The sequence below is a fragment of the Deinococcus sp. KSM4-11 genome (assembly GCF_004801415.1).
Classification (GTDB): Bacteria; Deinococcota; Deinococci; order Deinococcales; family Deinococcaceae; genus Deinococcus.
Window position 1 is genome coordinate 311564 of sequence record NZ_SSNX01000003.1, and the last position, 20644, is coordinate 332207.

Consider the following 20644-nt stretch of genomic DNA (forward strand, 5'->3'; position numbering starts at 1 on the left):
CATGGTTCATTCCAGGTTCAATCGGCGCTGGATTGCCTTCCAGGCGTCCCGGAGCAACGGGCGGGCAAACTGGAGAAGCGGTTCCACCCGTTCGCTCACCTCGGCAGCCTGCCGCCAGTGTCTAAGGGCGAGCGGGCCGGGTTTCCACCCAGTTCACGGCGAGACCCGCCAGGATGCCCCAAAAGGCCGCACCAATACCCAGCGGTGTGATACCGCTGAGCGTCACGAGGATGATGACGGGCGCGCCCAGACGGGCCGGGCCGCTGCCCTGGAAGGCGGCGTGCAGGCTGCTGCCGGTCGCGGCAAGCAGCGCCAGTCCGGCGAGCGCCGCCAGGGCCTGGGGGGGGAGGATACCCATCAGGTGCAGGAAGGTACCGGCGAACAGGCCGAAGGCGATGTTGAAGAGCCCCGCCCACACGGCGGCCGTGTAGCGGCGGTCTTTGTCCGGATGCGCTTCGGGGCCGCTGACGATGTTGGCGAGCAGCGCCCCCAGCGTGAGGTTGTGGCAGCCGAAGAAGGCCGCGCCCACGCTGGCGAATCCGCAGGCGCGGAGAACCGATCCCGGCGCCGGTTCGTACCCGTTGGCCTTCAACACCCCGAAGCCCGGCACGAACTGACCGGTGAAGGCCAGCAGCGTGAGTGGCAGTGCCAGGTTCAGGGTGGCGTGCAGGCTCAGGGCGGGCACCACGAATTCCGGGCGGGTCAGCGTGAAGGGCACGGGCACCGGGTGCCACAGGTTCAGGCCCGCGCTGGCCGCCACGCCGACCAGCAGCACGCCCGCGACCGCCCAGCGGGGCGCGACCTGCCGCAGCGCGAAGTACGCGAGAACCATCGCGCCGACCAGCACGGGCGTCTCCCCGAAGGCCTGGAGCGCCCGGAAGCCGAAGGGCAGCAGGATCGCGCCGTTCAGCGCGGCGGCCAGCGGCGTGGGAATGGCCTGGAGGGCGCGCGTCAGTGGGGGGAAGGTGCCCAGCAGGATCACCAGCAGGGCCGACGTCAGGAAGGCCCCGACCGCCTCCGGAAAGGGAATACCGGGCAGCGCCGTGACGAGCAGGGCGATGCCGGGCGTGCTCCAGGTGCTGAGGATCGGCATGCGGGTTCGCAGGCTGAGGACAATGCCGGTCAGGCCCGTGAAGATGGCGTGCGCCCACAGCCACGACATGGCCGTGGCGCTCGAGAGGTGGGCAGCCTGCGCGACCGAGTAGATCAGCACGTTCGGGCCAGCCCAGCCGATCAGGACGGCGATCAGGCCGCTGAGCAGCGCGCCGGGGTTCGAGTCCTGCCAGAAGGAGCGGGGGGCGGCCACGGCAACAGTCATGCCCTGAGTGTGCGCGCCTATTGGACTGCCCGGAAGGGGCAATGGATCGGCCATTGGACTGCTCATCTGCACAGGCGGGCCGATTGGACTGCTACGCTGGCGGCATGACGGCCGACCCGGACACTCCCCGCTGGGCCGCGTTGCTGGCCGAGTGGCGGCGGGGTTCCGGCACGCTCCAGACCCGCCTGACCACGGCGCTCCAGGAAGGCGTGACCACCGGGCACCTCAGACCGGGCGAACGGCTGCCGGCTGAACGTACCCTGGCCCCCCTGCTCGGCGTGAGCCGCAGCACCGTGGTCGCCGCCTACGACGACCTCGCGGCCACAGGCTGGGTCACGCGGCGGGTGGGCAGCGGCACGCACGTCTCCCCCACTGCGCCGCGCAGTTCACCTGTCATGACCCTGCGCACGCCGGTGACGTCAGGGCGCCACGCGGAGGACACGCTAGACTTCACCATTGCCGTGCCGCTGATTACTCCCGCGCAGCAGGAGCGAATGACGGCCGCGTCGCAGGGGGCCTTCCAGGAGAGCGTCTACCACCCGCACGGGCTGCCGGAACTGCGCGCCGTGCTGGCCGACTCCTACACCCGCGAGGGCCTGCCCACCCGCCCCGAGCAGGTCGTCGTGACCAGTGGCGCCCAGCAGGCCATCTCCCTGATCGCCGGCACGCTGCTGCGCCGGGGCGACCACGCGCTGCTGGAGACGCCCACGTACTTCGGCGCCATCGACGTGTTCCGCGCCACCGGGGCCGAGTTACACGGCGTCCCGGTGGGCGAACGGGGCGTGAATCCCGACGACTTCGCCCACCTGGTGCGCGCGCACGGCCCCCGCCTCGCCTTTCTGACGCCCACCTTCCAGAATCCCACCGGCACGGTGCTGCCTGCCCGGGCCCGCGAGCGACTGGCCGCCCTGATCGCGGACGCACACCTGCCGACCATCGAGGACGACACGCTGTACGACCTCGGGTTCGCGGACACTCCCCCACCTGCCCGACTGAGCACCTTCGCGCCAGGGGCCTCCGTCATCAATGTCGGCTCGCTGAGCAAGCTGTACTGGGCCGGCCTGCGGGTGGGCTGGATGCGCCTGCCAGCCACGCTGGCCGGGCCACTCGGGCAGGCAAAGACGCTCGCGGATTTCGGCGGCAGCCTCCCGTCGCAGCACATCGCTCTGAATCTCCTGGACGACCTGCCCAGCCTGCGGCAGGAGCGGCGCGAGAAGGTCAGCGCCGCCCGCGACCTCCTCTCCGGCCTCCTGAGAATCCACCTGCCCGAGTGGACGTTCCGCACATCGGACGGCGGACAGTACCTGTGGATCGAACTGCCCAGCCCCGGCGCGAGCCGCTTCACGCACCTCGCCGCGCCCTACGGTGTCCGGCTGTTTCCCGGTGCGAGCATGGGCGTCGAGCCGCTGCCCGACCGCTACCTGCGGCTTCCCTTCACCCTCGACCCCGCCCGCCTGCCCGAGGCCGTCATGCGCCTGCGCGCCGCGTGGGACGACTTCCAGGCAAGACCCGGGCAGGAGGGACTGGCATAGACGTCAGGGCGCCGAATCCGCGAGCGCCAACCCTGTTTTCCCAGGACGTGACCGAGATGTCTGTGGCAGGGGACGCGACCGTTGGCTCAGAGCTTCAGTGTGCCGCTTTCTGCCCCGGTCGCAGGTGCATCAGCGCGACGATGATTCCGCCCACGATCACGCCCACGATGGCGGAACCCAGCGTCTCGACCAGCCATTCCAGCAGGCCTTCCAGCGCGGGCACGGCATGTCCGGCGGCAACGGAGACGTCGTGCAGCGCGTGGTAGGGGCCGCCCACGCCGAATTCTTCCAGCCCCACCAGTAGGATGTGCCCGCCGACCCACAGCATGGCGGCGGTGCCGATCACCGAGAGGGCCGCCAGGACGGCCGGCATGTCCCGCACCAGCCCCCGGCCGAGCGCACGGGCCGCGCCGGTGCCGCTGCGGGCGAGCTTCAGGCCGAGGTCGTCCATTTTGACGATCAATCCGACCACGCCGTACACGAGCGCGGTGATCAGCACGGCCACCACGATCAGGATCAGGGTGCGCGACAGCAACGGCTCGTCAGCCACCTCCGAGAGCGAGAGGGCCATGATCTCGGCCGACAGGATGAAGTCCGTGCGGATCGCGCCCGAGACCATCTGCCCCTCGTGCTGGGTGCTGGAGAGCGTGGCGGTCTCCTCCTCCGGGGCCGCATGGTGAGGGCCGCCAGCTACCGCCTCGTAGACCTTCTCGGCCCCCTCGAAACAAAGATACGCGCCGCCCAGCATCAGGATCGGCGTGATGGCCCCTGGCAGGAACTGGCTGAGCAGGAGCGCCGCCGGCAGGATAAACACCACCTTGTTCCGCAGCGAGCCGCGCGCAATTCGCCAGATGATCGGCAGTTCCCGATCCGGGCTGAAGCCGGTGACGTAGCGGGGTGTGACGGCCGTGTCATCGACCACGACCCCGACGGCTTTCATGCTGGCCCGGCCGGCGGCTGCACCGATATCATCCACGGAGGCCGCCGCGAGCCGCGCGATGGCAGCCACGTCGTCGAGCAGGGCGACCAGACCGCCGCTCACAGCGAGCATCCGGTTGGCGGGGCGGGAAGACAGGCAGGCATCTGGCCCACAGCGTAGCGGGCGGGAGACCGCGAGGCATGCCAGTTCAATGAAACCGGAAGACCCAGCACAGGATGTTCCGGGCCTGCAGGCAGGCGATGACTCGGCGACCGCCTCGTTACTTGTGGCCGTTCTCCTTCTTGTACTGGCCGGGCGGCATGCCTCCGGGCTTCTTCTGGAGGCCGCGCGCCTTCTTCCACGCGGCCTGACGGCCCATGACTTCCGTCAGCGTACGGTGACGGCCATCCCGATCCCGGACGATGATCGTCTGCGGAGCCAGAGGCCGGGCGCGCGACACGGTGACGGGCTGCACCAGCGGATAGATCTCGCGGATGGTGCCGGTGGGCGTGGCGGTCACGACCTGCACCTGCGTGATCCGGGTGGTGGTGGGGAACGCGGGCCGCACCACGATCCCGCCACTCTGGTTCAGGTTCGCCACCGGCTGCGCCGTGGTGCTCAGGAACGTGACCTGCACGCCCTGAGACAGGAAGGTCACCACGCTCGCCAGGGTCTGCACCACGGGCGGGAACTGAATCCCGGCGCTGATGTTCACGCTCAGGGATTGCGCGCCCGCCACACCGGCGGCGGGGGCGAGGGTCAGGGCAGCAAGCAGCAGGGCATTACGCATGTGGTACCTCCGGGCCGCCAGGAAGCAGCCTTACGCCCCCTACCCTGCCGCCCGGAACTGACGCCCGCCTGAACCGCGCCTGCACGAAGCGTTCAGAGTGTGGGGGGCGGAACCCCACCATTTCCCTGCCGACTTGCACCCCAGAGGGTCTAGGTCAGAGGCCAGAACCTCTTGAAGGAGAGATTCCAGCCTGAGCCACCCAGGCAACCATTTCGGCCGTCCCATTTCCCCGATCCACCGGAGCGATGGAGTGTGCCAGTTTGCGAGACCTTACGCTCCGTACTTGTTCAGTTTCAGCGCATTGGCCATCAGCAGCGGCATGACATCGGTGCCCCGGCGCAGGCCCAGGCTGCCCTTCTGCGCTTCCTCTTCCGTGTAGCGCGCGGCGGCGTCTTTCCGGCCGTACTCGCTGCGGATCAGCAGCGGCACCGGATGCCAGGAGTGCGTGGCGAGTTTGCTGGGCGTGCTGTGGTCGCCGACGATGGCGATCACGTCGGGCTTCAGCGCCAGCAGCTGAGGGAGCAGGTCGTCGAAGATCTCGATCTTGTGAACCTTCTCGGGGAAATCGCCGTCCTCGCCGGTGCTGTCGGTCTTCTTCACGTGGAAGTAGAAGAAGTCGTATCTGCTCCAGTTGTCCGTCAGGGCTTTTACCTTGCCTTCCAGGGCGTCCTCGTGGCCCTCGACGGGCAGCACGTCCATACCGACCAGACTGGCGAGGCCCTTGTACATGGGGTAACTGGCGATGCACGCAGCCCGGAGCTGGTACGCATCGTCGAAGCTGGGGAAGTGCGGCACGTCGCTGTACCCACGAAAGAGAACCCCGTTCACCTGCGGCTCGCCTTGTAGGGCGGCCTCGGCACGCTGTACGAAAGCGTTGACGAGATCGGCCGTCTTCTTGCTGGCGTCGTCATGCGCCTGGGCCGTCATGGGCTGCACGCCGGTCGCCTGCGGATCCACGTCGCTGAGGTTCGCGCCGAGGGCCGGGCCGCCGTTCGCGCGGAACACGACCACGAAACGGTGTTCGCTTTCCGTGTAGATCTCGACTGGGGTGCCGTCGATGTCGCTGATCGCGCCCCTGAGTTTCGTGACGATCTCGGCGTTCTTCTCGTCGCTGGGACGGCCCGCGCGGCGGTCATCCACGATGCGGTTGGCGCCCAGGGTGGCGAAATTGCCGCGTACGGCGACGTCACCCGCGCCGAGTTTTACGCCGATCCCGACGGCCGACAGCGCCCCGCGTCCCACCACGTAATGCAGGGGATCGTACCCGAACAGGCTCAGGTGGCCGGGGCCGCTGCCGGGCGTGATGCCCGCGCCGACCAGTTCGACCTGCCCGAGCTGAGACTCGCGCGCCAGGGCGTCCAGGTTGGGGGTGTTCGCAGTGGCGAGTTCGGTATCGCCGTCCAGGGTTAGGGGCAGGCCGCCGATCCCGTCCAGCACGACCATCAGGATCTTGCTGTCGGTCTTCTTGGCCAGGTCGCGGATGGTGTCCAGAAGGTCGCTCATGGGGGTAGTGTACGCCGGACACCAACAGACCCCGGTCAGGCATATGGGCAGGGACGAGGATCCTGACCGGTGGCCCTGGTCAGGTCAGGAGATCAACATGTCTGGAGGAAATCGAGGATGCGCCGCGTCAGGAGGACGGTCGCAGCGGCGTCGTACGACGGCAGACTGCGGTCGGCGAACAGGTGACCGTCGCCGGGGTACAGGAACAGTTCGGTCTCCGGCACCGAGGCCACCAGCGCGCGGGCGGCGTCGATGTCGCCGTCCTCGACGAAGAACGGGTCGGCGTCCATGGCATGCACCTGCACGGGAACGCCAGCAGGCCACCCGCCAAACTCCGAGGCGGGCAGGCAGGCGTGGAGCAGCAGCGCGCCACGTGCCCCCGGCCGGGTCTGGGCGAGTTGCTGCGCCGGCATGACGCCCAGCGAGAAGCCCGCGTAGACGAGCTCGTCGGGCAAGCCGTCCGCCGTGCTTACGCCGCGTTCGAGCAGGGAGCCGAAGCCGAGCTCCCGTGCATACGCGATGCCGCTGTCCAGCGTGTCGAAGGTGCGGCCGTGGTACAGATCCGGCGTATGAACCACGTGTCCAGCGTGGCGAAGATCGTCCGCGAAGGCGAGAAATCCGGGCGTCTGACCCTGGGCGTGGTGGAACAGCATGAGTTCGGCCATGTGCAGAGGGTAATGGACATGCACGTCAGGTTCTGACGTATTTGAGTGGACGGGCGGGAAACAGAAAGGCCACCCCAGACAGGTGGCCCTCAGCGATATGGATTCAGGTGCCGTCGATGCGCCCGTCGAGCGGGTCGTTCGCGGCGCGGTTGCGCTGCTCGGTGATCGCGCGGACGTCCGCGTCCGCCTGCACCTCGCTGCGGGCGGCCTTGCGGGTGGCGATGAAAGTGCCCACACCCGCGATCAGGGCCATGCCGGTCCAGAACACGGCGGGCGGCATATGGGCGCTGATACCCAGGTGATACAGCTCGCTGACCTGCTCGACCGTCTCGATCCCGAGTTTCAGGGCGATCCAGCCGATCAACACGTAGGCCACGTCGTCCAGCGCGGGGAACCGGTCGAGGAGTTTCAGGAAGAAGGTGCTCGCGAAGCGCACCAGGATCAGGCCCATGATGCCGCCCGCCACGACGATCCAGAAGCCGGTGGCAGTGTCCCGCATGGCGGGTTTCAGGAGGGCCACGCCCGCCAGGATGGAATCCACGGAGAACGCGAGGTTCACGAGGTTCAGGCTGATCACCACATTCCAGAACGAGCCGGTGAGTTCCTTCGGGCCCTCGCCGTCGTCCTTGCCCTTTTTCAGGAAGTGGGCGATCACCAGGTACGCCAGGTACGCGGCCCCGAAGGCCCGCAGGAACCAGTACTTGATGATGAAACTGGCCAGCAGCACGCCTGCGAGGCGCAGGATCATGGCTCCCCACATCACGTAGGTCAGGGCTTTCTGTTGCAGGCTGGCAGGCAGGGGCCGCACCATCACGGCCATGACCAGGGCGTTGTCGGCCGAGAGCAGGCCTTCCAGCACGGCCAGCGTTGCCAGGATCACGATGATTTCAGTGTTCACGTTCGGTCGCTCCTGGCCCCACAACCACCTCCGGGGCGGCTCAAGAGGCTCGGTTCCAGCAGTCTACGCGCCCTCTGCGCCGCGCGTTCCAGCCGGGCGTGAACACAACGCACCAAAGCAGCTCAGAGGATGATCTGCCCGGCGTCGTCCAGCGTGGGGTAGGGCTCGTCGCGCTCGCGGTATTCGGCGCTCATGTCCGGGTAGCTCCACTCGAAAGCCCGGTCGCGCAACTCTGCGGGGGACAGCTGCGGCGCGTCGTACATTCTGGCTGCGAGGCGCTGGCGTTGCGCCTCGAACAGGATGGTCGCGGCGGCCACTGATACATTTAGGCTCTGCACCATCCCGAACATGGGAATGATGATGTTGCCATCGGCCGCCGAGGCGGCCGCGTCGCCCACACCCCATTTCTCGGCCCCCAGCAGCACGCAGGTGGGCCGGGTGTAGTCGGCCTCGCGGTAGTCCACGCTGCGCTGCGAGAGGTGCGTGGCGAGCACCTGAAAGCCCTGCCCCTGAAGGTCGCTCACCGCCTGCGCGGCGCTGGCGTGACGGCGCACCCGCACCCACTTGTGCGCGCTGCCGCTGGTGGCCTCGAAGGTGTGGCCCTCGAAGTCCAGCGGGCGGCCGTCGTCCGGCGGCACGGCGTGCGCCTCCAGCACGCCCACGGCGTCGCAGGTGCGGATGATCGCGGAGAGGTTGTGCGGCTTGTTGACCTGATCCATCAGCACGGTCAGGGTCGGCTGGCGCCTGCTCAGCACTCGCAGGATCTTGGCGTACCGCTCCGGAGTCATAACCGGGCCAGGGTAGCAAAGCCTGTGGCGGCAGACGCCCGCCCGGCCCCGATCACGGGTTGATCACGCCCGCTCCGGATACTCGGACACGAGCTGTATCCGTCCGGGGGGACGGCCGCAGCACGACGGGTTCAGCCGGAGTGGCCGCCACGCCGCCCGCGCACCCACCTCTCCTCACGTTCCGTCACCTGTCCTGGAGGGACTGCATGCCTGACCACCCGACCATCCGCCTGACCCGCATCCAGTGTTACGACGAGCCGGGCGACGGGGCTCCGTCCCCTGACCCGTCTTTGTGGACCGTCATTCTGAAGATCGGCGACATGGCTGCCGCCACTGCTGCGCTGGTGAGCGCGCGGGAAGAGCCGGACGAGCGGGCCACGCCGGATGTGATGGCGCGACCCGCCTGACCCTCAGGGCGCAGGCCGATTCAGGGAGCTGGGTGCAGCGCCGCCAGCCCCCGCTCGATGGCCTGCCGGTGGTGGCGGGTCTGGTAGGCGGCCATACGCAGCCAGTCCAGCGCGTCCAGCGGTCCCATGAACGGGTGGTAGTACCTGCGCTGTGGATTTGCGGGCGCGTGCACGGTCAGCAGGTCGCGGGTGGCGGCGTGGCGGGCCAGCAGTTCCTCGGGCGTGTGGGTGCCGGTCGGCACGGTGTTGGACGGCGCCTGCCGCTTGCCGTCGCGGTACACGCCGGGCACCTCGGGCGGCTGGCGGATGTCCTTGTCCGACAGCATCAGCCGCACGAGCCGGCCACTGCCCTCGTTGATGACGATGGTGTGTTCGGCCTCCTGCGCGGGCGTCCAGTCGCGGCCGGGCTGCACGGTCGTCCAGTACGGCGCCGCGCTGCGGATCACGGCGTCCAGGGCGTCCAGTTCCCGGTGCATGCGCGAGATCAGATCTTCGGGCGTGGGGTAGGCGGCTCGCAGGGCGGCCAACTGCTCCTGCTCGCTGGGCGGCGCGGCGTCGGGGTGGGTCATGGCGCCAGTGTACGGCGGCGCCAGGACTGGGACGGCCCTGGGCTGCCGGTGGCCGACAGAACGAAACGCGGTCAGCGCACCGGCCGCTGGAACAGGGCCGCGCCGTCGTCCCGGCGGGTCTCGCGCAGCTCACCCCGCGCCGCGAGGTACTCGGCCAGGGCGCCCGTCTGGTCGAGCAGCAGCAGCGCCTGCACAGCCTTCAGCTCGGGATTCACTTCGCGCATCAGGTCGTGCACGGTGCGGGGCTCGGTGGCTGCTTGCAGCACATCACGCTGCTTGTCGGCATACCGATCCCTGAGGTGCTGAATGCGGGATCTCCACTCGGGCATGGGGCCGTTGTGTCCGCCCAGGGCGAGGGTCACGCCGCGCTGCTCCTCTACCCTGTCCAGTGAGGCCAGGTAGTGACCCAGGCCCGCGCCGGGCTGCATCCGCTCGGGCATCAGCGGCGGTGAGTTGCGCGGCAGCAGGTGGTCGGCGCTGAACAGCACGTCGTCCAGCCGCAGGCACACCTGCGAGCCCTCGTGGCCGGGCGTGTGGATGACGCTGAACACGCCGTCGAGCACGTCCCCATCGTGCAGGGACGTGTCCACCGGCACGCCCTGGGGCAGGGCGAGATTCCCGGCGCGGCGGCGCAGGCGCTCGGCGTAGGCGCTGTCGGTGGGGATGCCCGCCCAGGTCAGGTGCTTCTCGACGCTGGCCTGCTGCGCGGCCCGGCGCTCCTGCGGGCGCTCGATGACCGGCACGGCCGTGTGGAAGGCGGCCACGGGCGCGTCCGAGAGGCCCCGCACGGAGGGCAGGCCCGCCACGTGGTCCGGGTGCGGGTGCGTGATCACGATCCGCGAGAGCGCCGTCCACGAGCAGGCCTCGCCGAAGTCGGTGCGGACCGCCTCTAGTCCGGCGCGCAGGGCCGCCGTGCTGTCCTCGTGGCCGCTGCCCACGTCGATGAGCGCCGTGTGGTCGGGCCGGGCCGGATCACCGCGCACGGTCAGGTAGACGTTGGCGGGCAGGTGAGGAAAGGCCGGCACCGGAATCCGGTACACGCGCACGCCACCGGAGGTGACGTGGCGTGTGGGAATCACGGGGCGCGACTCGGTCATGGGCGCACTGTAGAGCGTGAGCGTAGGGCGGGCTGAGGCCACCGGCCCATCACCCAGCCGGGCCGCTCAGCCCTCCGGCAGCCGCCGCACGGGCAGACGCACCCAGCCGTGGCGCGAGATCCAGCGCAGCACGATCACGACCGCCGAGCCCGCGAACTGCGCCTGGAACGGCGTGACGTGCGGGTGCAGCGCCCAGACCGTGAAGGCCCCAGCAGCGGCGGCCGTGGCGTACAGCTGCTCGCGGCGGTACATGACTTCCGGCACCTCGTTGGCGATCAGGTCGCGGATGATCCCGCCGCCCACGCCGGACAGCATCCCGGCGAAGACCACGCCCAGAGGCCCCAGCCCGAAATTGATGGCCCCCAGCGCGCCGGACGCCGCGAACAGGGCCAGGCCCAGCGTGTCGAACACGCTCAGGGTCCGCTCGAACCGCGCGAGGCGGGCTCCGAAGGCGAAGGCCAACGCCGCGCCCAGCAGGGCGGCCCACAGGTACGTCTCGTCGCGCAGGAACACGGGCGGGGTCTGGCCGGTCAGGGTGTCGCGGATCGCGCCGCCCCCCACGGCGGTCACGCAGCCGAGCAGCAGCACGCCGAACAGGTCGAAGCGTTTGCGGACGCCCAGCAGCGCGCCGGACATCGCGAAGGCCAGGATGCCGGCCATGTCCAGGGCGCGCAGCCCGGCAGCCAGCGTGATCGGAGACCACTGGAGTTCGTGCACGTGTTCACTGTAGCGGGGGAGCGGAACGGCACCACACACGCCGCGTTCTGTTTGGGGCAGAATAGACAGACTATGGCCCGAGTGAAAACGAAAGAAACCACCCCCACCCCGTCCTCGCCGTACGCGCACCTGGACGCCTTCGACGCCCTGATGGCGACCGCCGCCGTGGACAGCCGCGTGACCGCCCTGGCCGAGAGTGGCGCCGACACCCAGACCCTGAACGAGGCGCTCACCGAGTCGCTGGTACAGGCGCAGCGGCGCTGGGGCCTGGGCCTCCACCACCTGCGCCACGCCGCCGAACTCGTCGAGGACGGCGGCGCCGCCGACATCGCGCTGCTCACCGACGGCGCGCGCACCGCTCTGGTCAGCGCCGGCTCGGCCGCGATCGCGGCGGCGTACGCACCCATGCAGGCCCTCGACGAGCGCGGCCTGAGCCTGTGGGGTGCGCTGAGCGACGGTCACCGTGTCCCGGCCGACGCACCCTTCGCGACCCTGAAAGCCCTGATCGAGGACGCCCGCGACTTCGAGACCCACTGGATGCCCGGGCGTGGCGGCGCCCTGAGCCGCGTGTGGAGAAGCGGCGAGCACCTCCGCGTCGAGGTGTCGCGTCCCGCCTCGCCACAGGAAGCCCTGTCGGACGCCGCGTGGGACGTGATCACCGGCATCAAGGACCGCACCTTCCAGCGGGAACTGATGAGCCGCAGCGAGGAGATGGGCCTGCTGGGCGCGCTGCTGGCCGCCCGGCACGCCGGAGCGGGCGCGAACCTCAACCGCCTGCCGGAGGCGCACTTCACGGTGCAGGCGGTCGTCGCGACCCTGGAGGGCAGCGAGGGCCGCAGCGCCGAGGGCTACCGGACGGCACTGCGCGCCGCCACGGCGGAACTCGAGGAACACCAGGCGGGCAAGACCCGGCAGCTCGCCCAGGTGCTCAAGCACGGCCTGCAAGGGAGCTGACCGCCCGAACACTTCACCCGGCATGAAGGGCTGGACGGATAATGGCGTCGCCGCGCCGCGCTGGCCTGACGTACCCTGACGGCATGACTGCCGCCCCGCCCCTGCCGGCCTTCCTGCCCCTGACGCCCCGCTACTACCCGCGCGTGTGGGGCGGTGACCAGCTCGCGCCGCCCGCTCCGGACGGCACGCCGATCGGCGAGGCCTGGATCGCGGACGGGCAGAGCGTGGTAAGCGAAGGGCCGCAGGCCGGACGGACGGTCGCCGACCTGCTGGCCGCGCACCCGGACGAGCTGCTGGGACATGGCCTGGACGCCTCGGCGGGCTTTCCGCTGCTGATCAAACTGCTCGATCCCCGCGACTGGCTGAGCGTGCAGGTGCATCCCAACGACGAACAGGCCCGCGAGATGGTGGGATCGGGCGAGCGCGGCAAGACCGAGGCCTGGCACATCCTTCAGGCTGCGCCCGACGCGGAGTTGCTGGCCGGGGTGGTTCCGGGCACGACGCCGGACGTGCTGGCCGCCGCAATCCGCCACGGCAGCGACATCCTGGCGCTCTCGCAGCGGCGCCACGTGGTGGCCGGGGACACCATCTTCATTCCGGCGGGCACTCTGCACGCGCTGGGGCCGGGGCTGCTGCTGTACGAGGTGCAGCAGGCCTCGGACACCACCTACCGCGTGTACGACTGGGACCGGCCCGCGAGCGCCGGGCGCAGGCTGCACATCGAGGACTCCGTGCGCGTGACCGACCCGCGCAAACAGGGCGAGTTCCGGGCGGCACACGACACGCTGGGCCTGGGGGAACTGGTGGCGTGCGAGTACTTCACGCTGCGCGGCGTACCGGGCGAGCAGGCCCAGGACACCGCAGGCCGCTTCCAGATCGTCACGACTGTGGAGGGCTCCCTGACGCTGGAGGCGGGCCTGAACTCGCTGGAGCTGCCGCTGTACGCCACGGCCCTGGTGCCCGCGACCACCGGCCTGTACCACCTGAACGGCGAGGGCCGCGCCCTGGTTGCCCGCCCCGGCTGACGGCCACCACGCAAAGACGCTCCGGACATGATTCCCGGAGCGTCAGTAAGTTACGCGGTGGTCAGCGGCGTCCGCCACGGCCACGCGCGGGTTGCGGGCCGACCCGTCCGGCCCCGGTGCCCGCCGGGGCACTGCCAGCGCGTGAACTGCCGCTGGACTGGCCGCCGGAGCGTCCGGCACCCTGGCCCTGCTGCCCCTGGGCGCGCTGGCCGCTCTGTCCCTGACCCCTGGCCTGGCCCTGCCCGCGCGGCTGGTGCCCGCCGCCCTGACGGGCCACGCCACCGCCGCTGCCCTGGCCCTGTTTCTCCTGGATGGCGCGGTCGATCTGCGTTTCCTCGCGGCTCATGGGCGGGTGCAGGGCCTCGGGCAGGCCCCGGCGCACCGACTGCCATAGGCCCCGCTGCTCGGGAATCAGCAGCACCAGGTTCACGCCGGGCCGCCCGGCGCGCGCGGTGCGCCCGGAGCGGTGCACGTGATCCTCGGACGTCGAGGCGATGTCCATGTGGATCACCAAGCGCACTTCCGGCAGGTCGATCCCGCGCCCGGCGATGTCGGTGGCGACCAGCACGCGGGACTTGCCTTCACGCAGCAGCGTCATGGTGTGCTCGCGTTTCTTCTGGTCCATGTTGCCCTGGAGCGGACTGACGACCTCGCCGGCGAGAAGTTCGTTCAGGCGCTCGGCGCGGCGCTTGACGAGGGCCTTGGTGCGGCAGAAGATGACCACGCAGCCACCGGGTTTGCTCAGGGCGTCGCGGGCGTGGGTGGCGGCCACGTTCAGGACGTCGTCGCGTGTGGTGTTCAGCAGCAGGTGGGTCGCGCCGGTCGCGCCACCCATCACATCGCCTGCATTCGCGTCGGCGTCGGCGTGCCGGGCGGGGGCGATGTCGATGCGTTCGGGCCGCACCATGAAGCGCTCGGCCACCGAGCGGATCTCGGCCGGGAACGTCGCGGAGGCCATCGCGAGTTGCAGGTGCACGCCCCCATGCCCGGAGCCCGTCTGCGTCTGCGCGGCGCGCAGGATATCGCCGACATCGCGCAGGAAGCCCAGCGACAGCAGCTCGTCGGCCTCGTCCAGCACCACGTAGCGCAGGCCCGCGAGGCTGAGTTCATTGCGGGTGATCAGGTCTTTGAGGCGGCCGGGCGTCCCGGCGATCAGGCCCTTGCCGGTCGCTTCGCTGCGCGTCTGGCCGGGCGTGATGCCGCCCGTGATGCGCCCGGCGGGCATGCCGAGCTCGCGGGCCACGTCGCGGATCTGCACGGCCAGTTCGCGCGTGGGCGTCACGACCAGCACCTCGGGCCGCATGCCGCGCACGGCGCGCATGCCGATGCCGCGCGCCGCGGCCGGAATCAGGAAGGCCAGGGTCTTGCCGCTGCCGGTGCGGGCCGTGGTGATCACGTCGCGCCCGGCCAGCAGGGCGGGAATGGCGCCCTCCTGCACGGGGGTCGGGGTGCGGTCGCCCAGCATGGCGCGCCAGTCGCGCACGGCAGGAACGGAATCGGACGTGCGCTCCGGCTGGGAAGTGACTGGGTTGACAGAAGTCGGGCGGGAAGGCGTTCGGGTTGGGGTCATGGACATCCTGTGTGACGCCCGCAGGGGCGGGCCGCGCTGCGGCATTGGGTGAGAAGAAACGCGGTTCACACGACCACTCCGGTATGGAGCGGCGGCGATCCGGCGTTCCGGCAGGGCCCTGCGGCGACCTGCCACGCCCCCCCATCATGCCCCAGATCTGATCCGTCGTACTGTTCCGGCGCGCGTGACGCCCGCAGCGGGGCCCGTCGACCGTCCCTGGCAGCAGCGTTCTGGCTGTGCCGGCCCACCCGCGGACGATCCTGCCGCCACGGGAGGTGCTGACCACGCCTGACCCGCCGCCTCCGGCAGGAGCGGGATACTGACGCTGTTCGCCCTGTTCCCCACGCCGCCCGCATCCGGGCCATTCTCAGGAAGGTGTACCCGCCGTGATTCCAGGCAGCGAGATCGACTTCACAGGTGCAGGCCGGTTCGCCGTTCTGTGCCACCCGCCGGGCCTTCAGCCGGATGTCATGGCCGCGCCGGCCGCCCGGTGAGCCGCCCGCCCCGCATCCTGGGCCTGATGACCGGCACCAGCGTGGACGGCATCGATGCCGTGCTGATCGAGCTGCCCGGCTGGCCGGAGTTCGGCACGGCCAGCCAGCCTCCGGCGCTCAGCGGGCCAGCGCCGCGCGTGACGGTGCTGGAGCACCGTTACACCCCATTCCAGGACGACCTGCGCCATGCCCTGCTGGCTGCCGGCCGGGACGAGGCGCGCACCAGCGAGATCACGCAGGCGCACTTCTGGCTGGGCGAGGTGCTCGCGGAGGCCGCCGCCGACCTGTCGGGAGAGGCCGACCTGATCGCCAGCCACGGTCAGACCATCCACCACATTCCCGCGCCGGACGCGGCGCGCGGCTGGCACACCCGCTCCACGCTTCAGATCGGCGAGGCGTCCATGATCGTCGAGCGAACCGGCAAGCCCGTGATCTCCGATTTCCGGCCGCCGGACATGGCCGCCGGCGGGCAGGGGGCGCCTCTGGTTCCGTTTGCCGACCGGATCACGTACGCCGAGGAGGGCGTACGGCGCGCTGTTCACAACCTGGGCGGGATCAGCAACCTGACCTACCTGCCGGGCCTGGACGGAGCGGGCGTGATCGCCTTCGATACCGGCCCCGCGAACGCCCTGATCGACGAGGCCGCCGGACTGTTCCACCAGCGCTTCGACCAGGGGGGCCGCATGGGCGCGCTGGGGCACGTCGCGGACACCCTGATCCGCTCGTGGCTGGACGATCCCTATCTGCTGGCCCCCCCACCCAAATCCACCGGGCGGGAACGCTGGAATTTGCAGGCGCTGCCGGGCGTGTTCGAACTGAATCCAGAGGACATCGCCGCGACCGTCACGGCGTTCAGTGCCCAGACGATCGCGCGGGCGTACCAGGAGTTCGTCGTGCCGCTGGGACTCGACGAGATCGTCGTGGCGGGCGGCGGAGCCCTGAACCCGACCCTGATGGCGCAACTCCGCTCGGCGCTGGCTCCAGTTCCCGTGGTGACCTTCGAGGAGCGCGGCTGGAACTCCGGCGCGCGCGAGGCCGCCGCCTTCGCTGTGCTCGGGTATTACGCGTTCCAGGGCTGGCCGAACACGCTGCCCGGCACGACTGGCGCGCGCCACGCGGTTATCGCCGGGAAACTCTCGCGTCCCAGCCCCACGCAACGGTGAACTGCACCCGTCCGGTAGCGGAAAGCCGCTTCCTTCCAAGCTGTCCCGAAGCACATCCGTGGTGGGAGAGTCGGGATTAGATGATGCCGATCATCGTCTTGGTCACGTCCAGCGCGGTCAGGTCGCCGGACTGCCACGCGCAGGTGCGGTTACGGCCCCTCTGCTTGGCGCGGTACAGGGCGACGTCAGCCTGACGCACGGCGGCGGGCGCGTCACCCGGCGCGACCAGGCTGACGCCGACGCTGATGGTGACCTCCAGGCCCGCCATGGGTCTGGCCTCGACCGCGCGTCGCAGGCGTTCCGCCACGGCCTGCGCCTGCTCGCGGTTCACGTGCCGGAGCATCACCGCGAACTCCTCACCGCCCAGCCGGTAGGCGCGGTCGTGGTGGCGCAGGCCGCCCTGCAGGGCGTGTCCGACCGCGCGCAGCACCTTGTCGCCGGCGGCGTGCCCGTGCGTGTCGTTCACGCGCTTGAAGTGGTCGATATCCACCGCGAGGATCGCGTCTCCCTGGTCGAGATTCCCGAGATCCTGGTCGAACTGCCGGCGGTTGGCGAGGCCGGTCAGGGGATCGAGGAGCGCCTGGGACTGCCAGCGCGAGGTGACCTTCAGCAGGCCCACGCGGTTCACGATCATGGCACTCAGGATCACGTATCCGGCAACGCCTATGAGCAGCACCGGCAGGTAGCCGCTGTGCATGAGGTCAGGGCCGCCTGGCAGCAGCAGTTGCGGCACACCGTTCACGGCCAGGGTCAGCGCAGCGGCCGGCCAGCGCAGGCGGCGCCTGCGTTCCGGCGGCGCCCGCCGCATCCCGGCGTGCAGGGCGGCGCCGCACAGCAGCATGGCCAGCACGCTGGGCACGCCCTGCAAGACCGAGTCCAGCGAGAGGGGGCCGCTGCCCAGCACCTGAACGGCCAGCATGGGGACGGCCACCACGGCGCCCGCGAGCGGCCCGAAGCGCAGCAATGAGAACACGACGGGCACGGCCCGCAGATCCACCGTCGGGCCGGAGGGCAGTACGGCCGGGAAGTGCATGAGCAGGACGCCCATCCCGCCGAGCACCGCCAGCCGCAGGAAGTACCAGCGGCCCGAGCGTTCGACCGGCCAGCGCTGGTAGGTCAGGCTCAGCAGATACCCGCAGGTGCACAGCACGCAGACAGTCAGGAACAGGGTGGTGAGCATGTCAGGCCCTCCGGAAAGTGGGGACGGGATGGAGGTCGTGGTGGAGGGTGGAGGTCAGCCGGGCGGCGCGCCCACCCACGCGAGCGCCGCGCTGCGGTCGAGCGGGCGGGAGAACAGGTAGCCCTGCCCGCTGCGGCAGCCCAGGGCGATCAGGTGGTTCCGCTGGGCGGGCGTCTCGATGCCCTCGGCGATCACCTGTACGCGTAACGCCTGCCCGAGCAGCAGCACGGTTCGAACCAGATCCGCGCTGACCTCGTCCTCACCGAGTTTCGCGATGAAGGCCCGGTCGACCTTCAGGGCGTCCACCGGGAAGCGGTGCAGGAACGCCAGGCTGGAGTGCCCCGTGCCGAAATCGTCGATCTGCACGCAGATGCCCAGGGCACGCAGTTCCCCCAGGGTGCGGGCGGCCTCGTCGATGTCCTCGACCAAGGCGCTCTCCGTGATTTCCAGGCCCAGCCGGGTGGGGGGCAGGCCGGTGCGGGCCAGCACGTCCCGCACCGTTCGCACGAAGGTCGCCCCCCGGAACTGCCGGGGAGAGACGTTCACCTGCACGCGGCACGCCCCGGGCACGCCGGCGAAGGTGCGGCAGGCGTCCTCCAGCACGAAGGCCCCGAGGCTGGAGATGACCTCCAGCTCCTCTGCCAGCGGAATGAAGTCCAGCGGGGAGACCACGCCCAGCGTCGGGTGCCGCCAGCGAACCAGGGCCTCCATGGCGGTGGTCTCGCCGCCCTCCAGGGCCACGATCGGCTGGTACACGACTTCCAGTTCCCCGCGCGCGGCCGCGTGCGGCAGGTGCGCTTCCAGGGTCAGCTGCCGCACGGCGTGGTCGTGCATGTCGGCGCTGAAGGTGGCGACGCCGTGGTGCGGGTCGCGTTTGGCGCGGTACATGCTCAGGTCGGCGTCGCGCAGGATGTCGGCGGGCGTGGCGTGCTGCGGCTCGCCCGGCGCGATGCCGATACTGACCGTGACGCGCACCGCGTGCCCGCGAAGCATGAACGGCTCGTCCAGCGCACGCAGCAGGCGCTGGGCGGCGGCCTGCACGTCCTCCAGGCCCGGCAGGCGCAGGCCGGTCATCAGCACGGCGAACTCGTCCCCGCCGAGGCGGCAGACCAGGTCACCCTGGCGCATGCTGGCGCGCAGCCGCTGGGCGAAGGCCTGCAGCAGCTCATCGCCGGCGCTGTGGCCCAGGCTGTCGTTCACGACCTTGAACCGGTTCATGTCGAGGTACAGCACCGCGTAGTCCGGCTGCCCGGACTGCCGGGCGCGGGCCATCTCGCGTTCCAGCGAGGCGTACAGCTGCGCGCGGTTGGTGAGGCGCGTCAGGCTGTCGTGCGTGGCGGCCCACTCCAGTTCCTCCTGATCGCGTTGCCGCTGCGTGACATCGCGCGAGCACGAGAGGTACACGCCGGACTCGTCGCCCGCGATCCGGGTGATGGTCGTGTCCAGCCAGACCCGATGCCCGGCGCGGTGGTTGGTTTGCCAGCGTCGCGTTTCGAAGGAGGTGCGGGTGCCCTGGGCCAGTTCGTGGGCAGCCTCGGGCGTCAGGACGATCCACGGCGTGTGGCCCAGCAGTTCCTCGGGCGCGTAGCCGAGCACACTCTGGACACTGGGGCTGATGTACGTCAGGGAGCCATCCGGGGCATGCAGGCACACCAAGTCCGTGGTGTGCTCGGCCAGCAGGCGGTAGGTGGCCTCCTGCGCCCTCGCCCGCTCGTGCAGGTGGTGGCGTTCCAGCGCCTGCTGCAGGTACCCGGCCACCGACTCGATGATCTCCCGATCCCACGCCTGCAGCGGCGCATGATCCCGCAGCGTCTCCACGTTCACGGCGCCGATCACCTGCCCGGCGATCACCAGCGGCACGCACAGCTCGGACGTGACCGTGTCTTCAGCGCGCAGCACGTCCGGGTCGTGTGCGGCGTCCTGGAGCCACTGCACCTGCCCGGTGCGGCAGCAGCGGCCCATCACGCCCCGCGCCAGCGGAATGCGGTCAATGACCCGCGCGTAGCCGATCTGGTGCTCCAGGACGGCCTCGTCGCCACGCACCGTGTACGCGCTCACGTGCGAGTACCCGAAGGTGCGGCTCAGGCCCTCCACGACCGCGCGGATGGCGGCTCCCTCGTCGGCTGCGCGGTCGAAGGAGGTGCGCAGGTCATGTAGCAGGCCCAGGGCCAGCCGCTGGCGTTCCGTCTCGGCCTGCACCCGGCGGCGCTCGAGCGCGCGACCCAGCCAGACGCCCAGCGTCAGCAGGGGCCTCAGGTCGCGCACCCCCAGCCGCCGGCCGACGCTCTCCACGTTCAGCGCCGCCACGACCCGTCCGGCGTCGAACAGCGGAACGCAGATCTCGCTCACCACGCCCGGATGCATGGGGTAGTAGTCGGGGTTCGTGGTCACGTCCTCGATCAGGGCGGCGTGACCGCTGCGGATCACCTGACCGGCCACGCCCGCGCCCAGCGGGAAGTGCTGGATCCACTCGCCCTGACCCGCGACCTCGCGCAGGCTCAGCACCTCGCCATTCACCAGGCCGATACCGACGTGCTCGACTTCCAGCAGGTCGTGCACCGCGTCGATCACCTTCTGGAACAGCGTGTTCTGTTCGGTCGCCACGTCCAGGGCGCGCAGGGCGCGATCCAGCAGGGCCAGTTCCCGGCGGTCCGCCGCCGCCGCCTCTACCAGTTCCAGCGCGGTCAGCTGGGCGCACAGGGGGGGCAGAAGGCCAGTCAGGACGGCCCGGATGCACGGCGCCTCTGAGCTGGGCACGTCCAGGTGCAGTTCGACCCCTCCGGTCACGCCGTCCGATCCCGGCATGTTCAGGACTTCCTGAACTGTCAGGAGGTCGTCGTGACCCACACCGGGCGCCGCATGTAGGGCTGCCCACACCCGCCTCTGGCCGTCATGGCCGCGGCGGTACAGCCGCGCCCCCAGAACCGTCGGCAGGCGGCTCAGCAGCGTGGCCAGCGCCGCAGCCACGTCCCCGCCCGCCAGGACAGCATCCGGATCATGGGGGAAACGGTTGGGAAGCTGGGGGGCGATGGGCACGGCGGTCATGGAATGCGTC

General features: G+C 70.4%; 18 protein-coding genes. 5 read left to right on the forward strand and 13 right to left on the reverse strand.

Annotation, left to right across the window (positions count from 1 at the left end):
- Positions 1 to 121: 121 nt before the first annotated feature.
- A complete protein-coding gene (locus E7T09_RS11420; protein ID WP_168734815.1) occupies positions 122 to 1318 on the reverse strand; it encodes a benzoate/H(+) symporter BenE family transporter in 1197 nt (398 codons plus the stop codon).
- A 104-nt stretch (positions 1319 to 1422) separates the two neighbouring features.
- On the opposite strand from E7T09_RS11420, the gene E7T09_RS11425 reads away from it, so the two are divergent.
- Complete coding sequence (locus E7T09_RS11425; protein WP_136389302.1) at positions 1423 to 2850, forward strand: PLP-dependent aminotransferase family protein; 1428 nt, start codon at positions 1423 to 1425, stop codon at positions 2848 to 2850.
- Between the two features lie 94 nt (positions 2851 to 2944).
- Here the strand turns inward: E7T09_RS11425 and E7T09_RS11430 are convergent, their stop codons facing one another.
- From E7T09_RS11430 to trmH, 6 genes are all read right to left on the reverse strand, one after another.
- A complete protein-coding gene (locus E7T09_RS11430) occupies positions 2945 to 3892 on the reverse strand; it encodes a DUF808 domain-containing protein (protein WP_136389303.1) in 948 nt (315 codons plus the stop codon).
- 157 nt (positions 3893 to 4049) lie between these two features.
- Positions 4050 to 4559, reverse strand: coding sequence for a hypothetical protein (locus E7T09_RS11435; protein ID WP_136389304.1), 510 nt, complete (start codon positions 4557 to 4559; stop codon positions 4050 to 4052).
- Positions 4560 to 4829: 270 nt separating this feature from the next.
- The gene (locus tag E7T09_RS11440; protein WP_136389305.1) at positions 4830 to 6062 is read right to left on the reverse strand and encodes a 2,3-bisphosphoglycerate-independent phosphoglycerate mutase; all 1233 of its coding nucleotides are present in this window, start codon (positions 6060 to 6062) and stop codon (positions 4830 to 4832) included.
- A 92-nt stretch (positions 6063 to 6154) separates the two neighbouring features.
- Positions 6155 to 6727, reverse strand: coding sequence for a dienelactone hydrolase family protein (locus E7T09_RS11445; RefSeq protein WP_136389306.1), 573 nt, complete (start codon positions 6725 to 6727; stop codon positions 6155 to 6157).
- A 103-nt stretch (positions 6728 to 6830) separates the two neighbouring features.
- Positions 6831 to 7625, reverse strand: a complete 795-nt coding sequence (locus E7T09_RS11450; protein WP_136389307.1) for a TerC family protein — start codon at positions 7623 to 7625, stop codon at positions 6831 to 6833.
- Positions 7626 to 7747: 122 nt separating this feature from the next.
- Positions 7748 to 8413: a tRNA (guanosine(18)-2'-O)-methyltransferase TrmH gene (trmH, locus tag E7T09_RS11455; protein ID WP_136389308.1), complete on the reverse strand. Its 666-nt coding sequence runs from the start codon at positions 8411 to 8413 to the stop codon at positions 7748 to 7750.
- 206 nt (positions 8414 to 8619) lie between these two features.
- Between trmH and E7T09_RS11460 the strand changes: the two genes are divergently transcribed.
- Positions 8620 to 8820, forward strand: a complete 201-nt coding sequence (locus E7T09_RS11460; RefSeq protein ID WP_136389309.1) for a hypothetical protein — start codon at positions 8620 to 8622, stop codon at positions 8818 to 8820.
- 20 nt (positions 8821 to 8840) lie between these two features.
- On the opposite strand, the gene E7T09_RS11465 is transcribed toward E7T09_RS11460, so the two are convergent.
- From E7T09_RS11465 to E7T09_RS11475, 3 genes are all read right to left on the reverse strand, one after another.
- Positions 8841 to 9389 (reverse strand): DinB family protein, encoded by a 549-nt coding sequence (locus E7T09_RS11465; protein ID WP_136389310.1) that lies wholly within the window; start codon positions 9387 to 9389, stop codon positions 8841 to 8843.
- 71 nt (positions 9390 to 9460) lie between these two features.
- Complete coding sequence (locus tag E7T09_RS11470) at positions 9461 to 10486, reverse strand: MBL fold metallo-hydrolase (protein WP_136389311.1); 1026 nt, start codon at positions 10484 to 10486, stop codon at positions 9461 to 9463.
- Positions 10487 to 10552: 66 nt separating this feature from the next.
- Entirely contained in the window at positions 10553 to 11146 is a 594-nt protein-coding gene (locus E7T09_RS11475; RefSeq protein WP_136389490.1) for a trimeric intracellular cation channel family protein, read from the reverse strand.
- A gap of 129 nt (positions 11147 to 11275) precedes the next feature.
- Between E7T09_RS11475 and E7T09_RS11480 the strand changes: the two genes are divergently transcribed.
- Together E7T09_RS11480 and E7T09_RS11485 are read left to right on the forward strand one after the other, a co-directional pair.
- Positions 11276 to 12157 carry a DNA repair protein gene (locus tag E7T09_RS11480; RefSeq protein WP_136389312.1) on the forward strand — a complete coding sequence of 294 codons (882 nt, stop codon included), beginning with the start codon at positions 11276 to 11278 and terminating at the stop codon, positions 12155 to 12157.
- 83 nt (positions 12158 to 12240) lie between these two features.
- Positions 12241 to 13182, forward strand: coding sequence for a type I phosphomannose isomerase catalytic subunit (locus tag E7T09_RS11485; RefSeq protein WP_136389313.1), 942 nt, complete (start codon positions 12241 to 12243; stop codon positions 13180 to 13182).
- Positions 13183 to 13243: 61 nt separating this feature from the next.
- On the opposite strand, the gene E7T09_RS11490 is transcribed toward E7T09_RS11485, so the two are convergent.
- On the reverse strand, positions 13244 to 14752 hold the full coding sequence (locus E7T09_RS11490) for a DEAD/DEAH box helicase (RefSeq protein WP_136389314.1): 1509 nt from the start codon (positions 14750 to 14752) through the stop codon (positions 13244 to 13246).
- Positions 14753 to 15242: 490 nt separating this feature from the next.
- On the opposite strand from E7T09_RS11490, the gene E7T09_RS11495 reads away from it, so the two are divergent.
- Positions 15243 to 16409, forward strand: coding sequence for an anhydro-N-acetylmuramic acid kinase (locus tag E7T09_RS11495; RefSeq protein WP_255578428.1), 1167 nt, complete (start codon positions 15243 to 15245; stop codon positions 16407 to 16409).
- Between the two features lie 76 nt (positions 16410 to 16485).
- Here the strand turns inward: E7T09_RS11495 and E7T09_RS11500 are convergent, their stop codons facing one another.
- Both E7T09_RS11500 and E7T09_RS11505 read right to left on the reverse strand, forming a co-directional pair.
- Positions 16486 to 17589 (reverse strand): diguanylate cyclase, encoded by a 1104-nt coding sequence (locus E7T09_RS11500; protein WP_136389316.1) that lies wholly within the window; start codon positions 17587 to 17589, stop codon positions 16486 to 16488.
- Between the two features lie 54 nt (positions 17590 to 17643).
- Positions 17644 to 20634: an EAL domain-containing protein gene (locus E7T09_RS11505; RefSeq protein ID WP_136389317.1), complete on the reverse strand. Its 2991-nt coding sequence runs from the start codon at positions 20632 to 20634 to the stop codon at positions 17644 to 17646.
- Positions 20635 to 20644 lie beyond the last annotated feature (10 nt).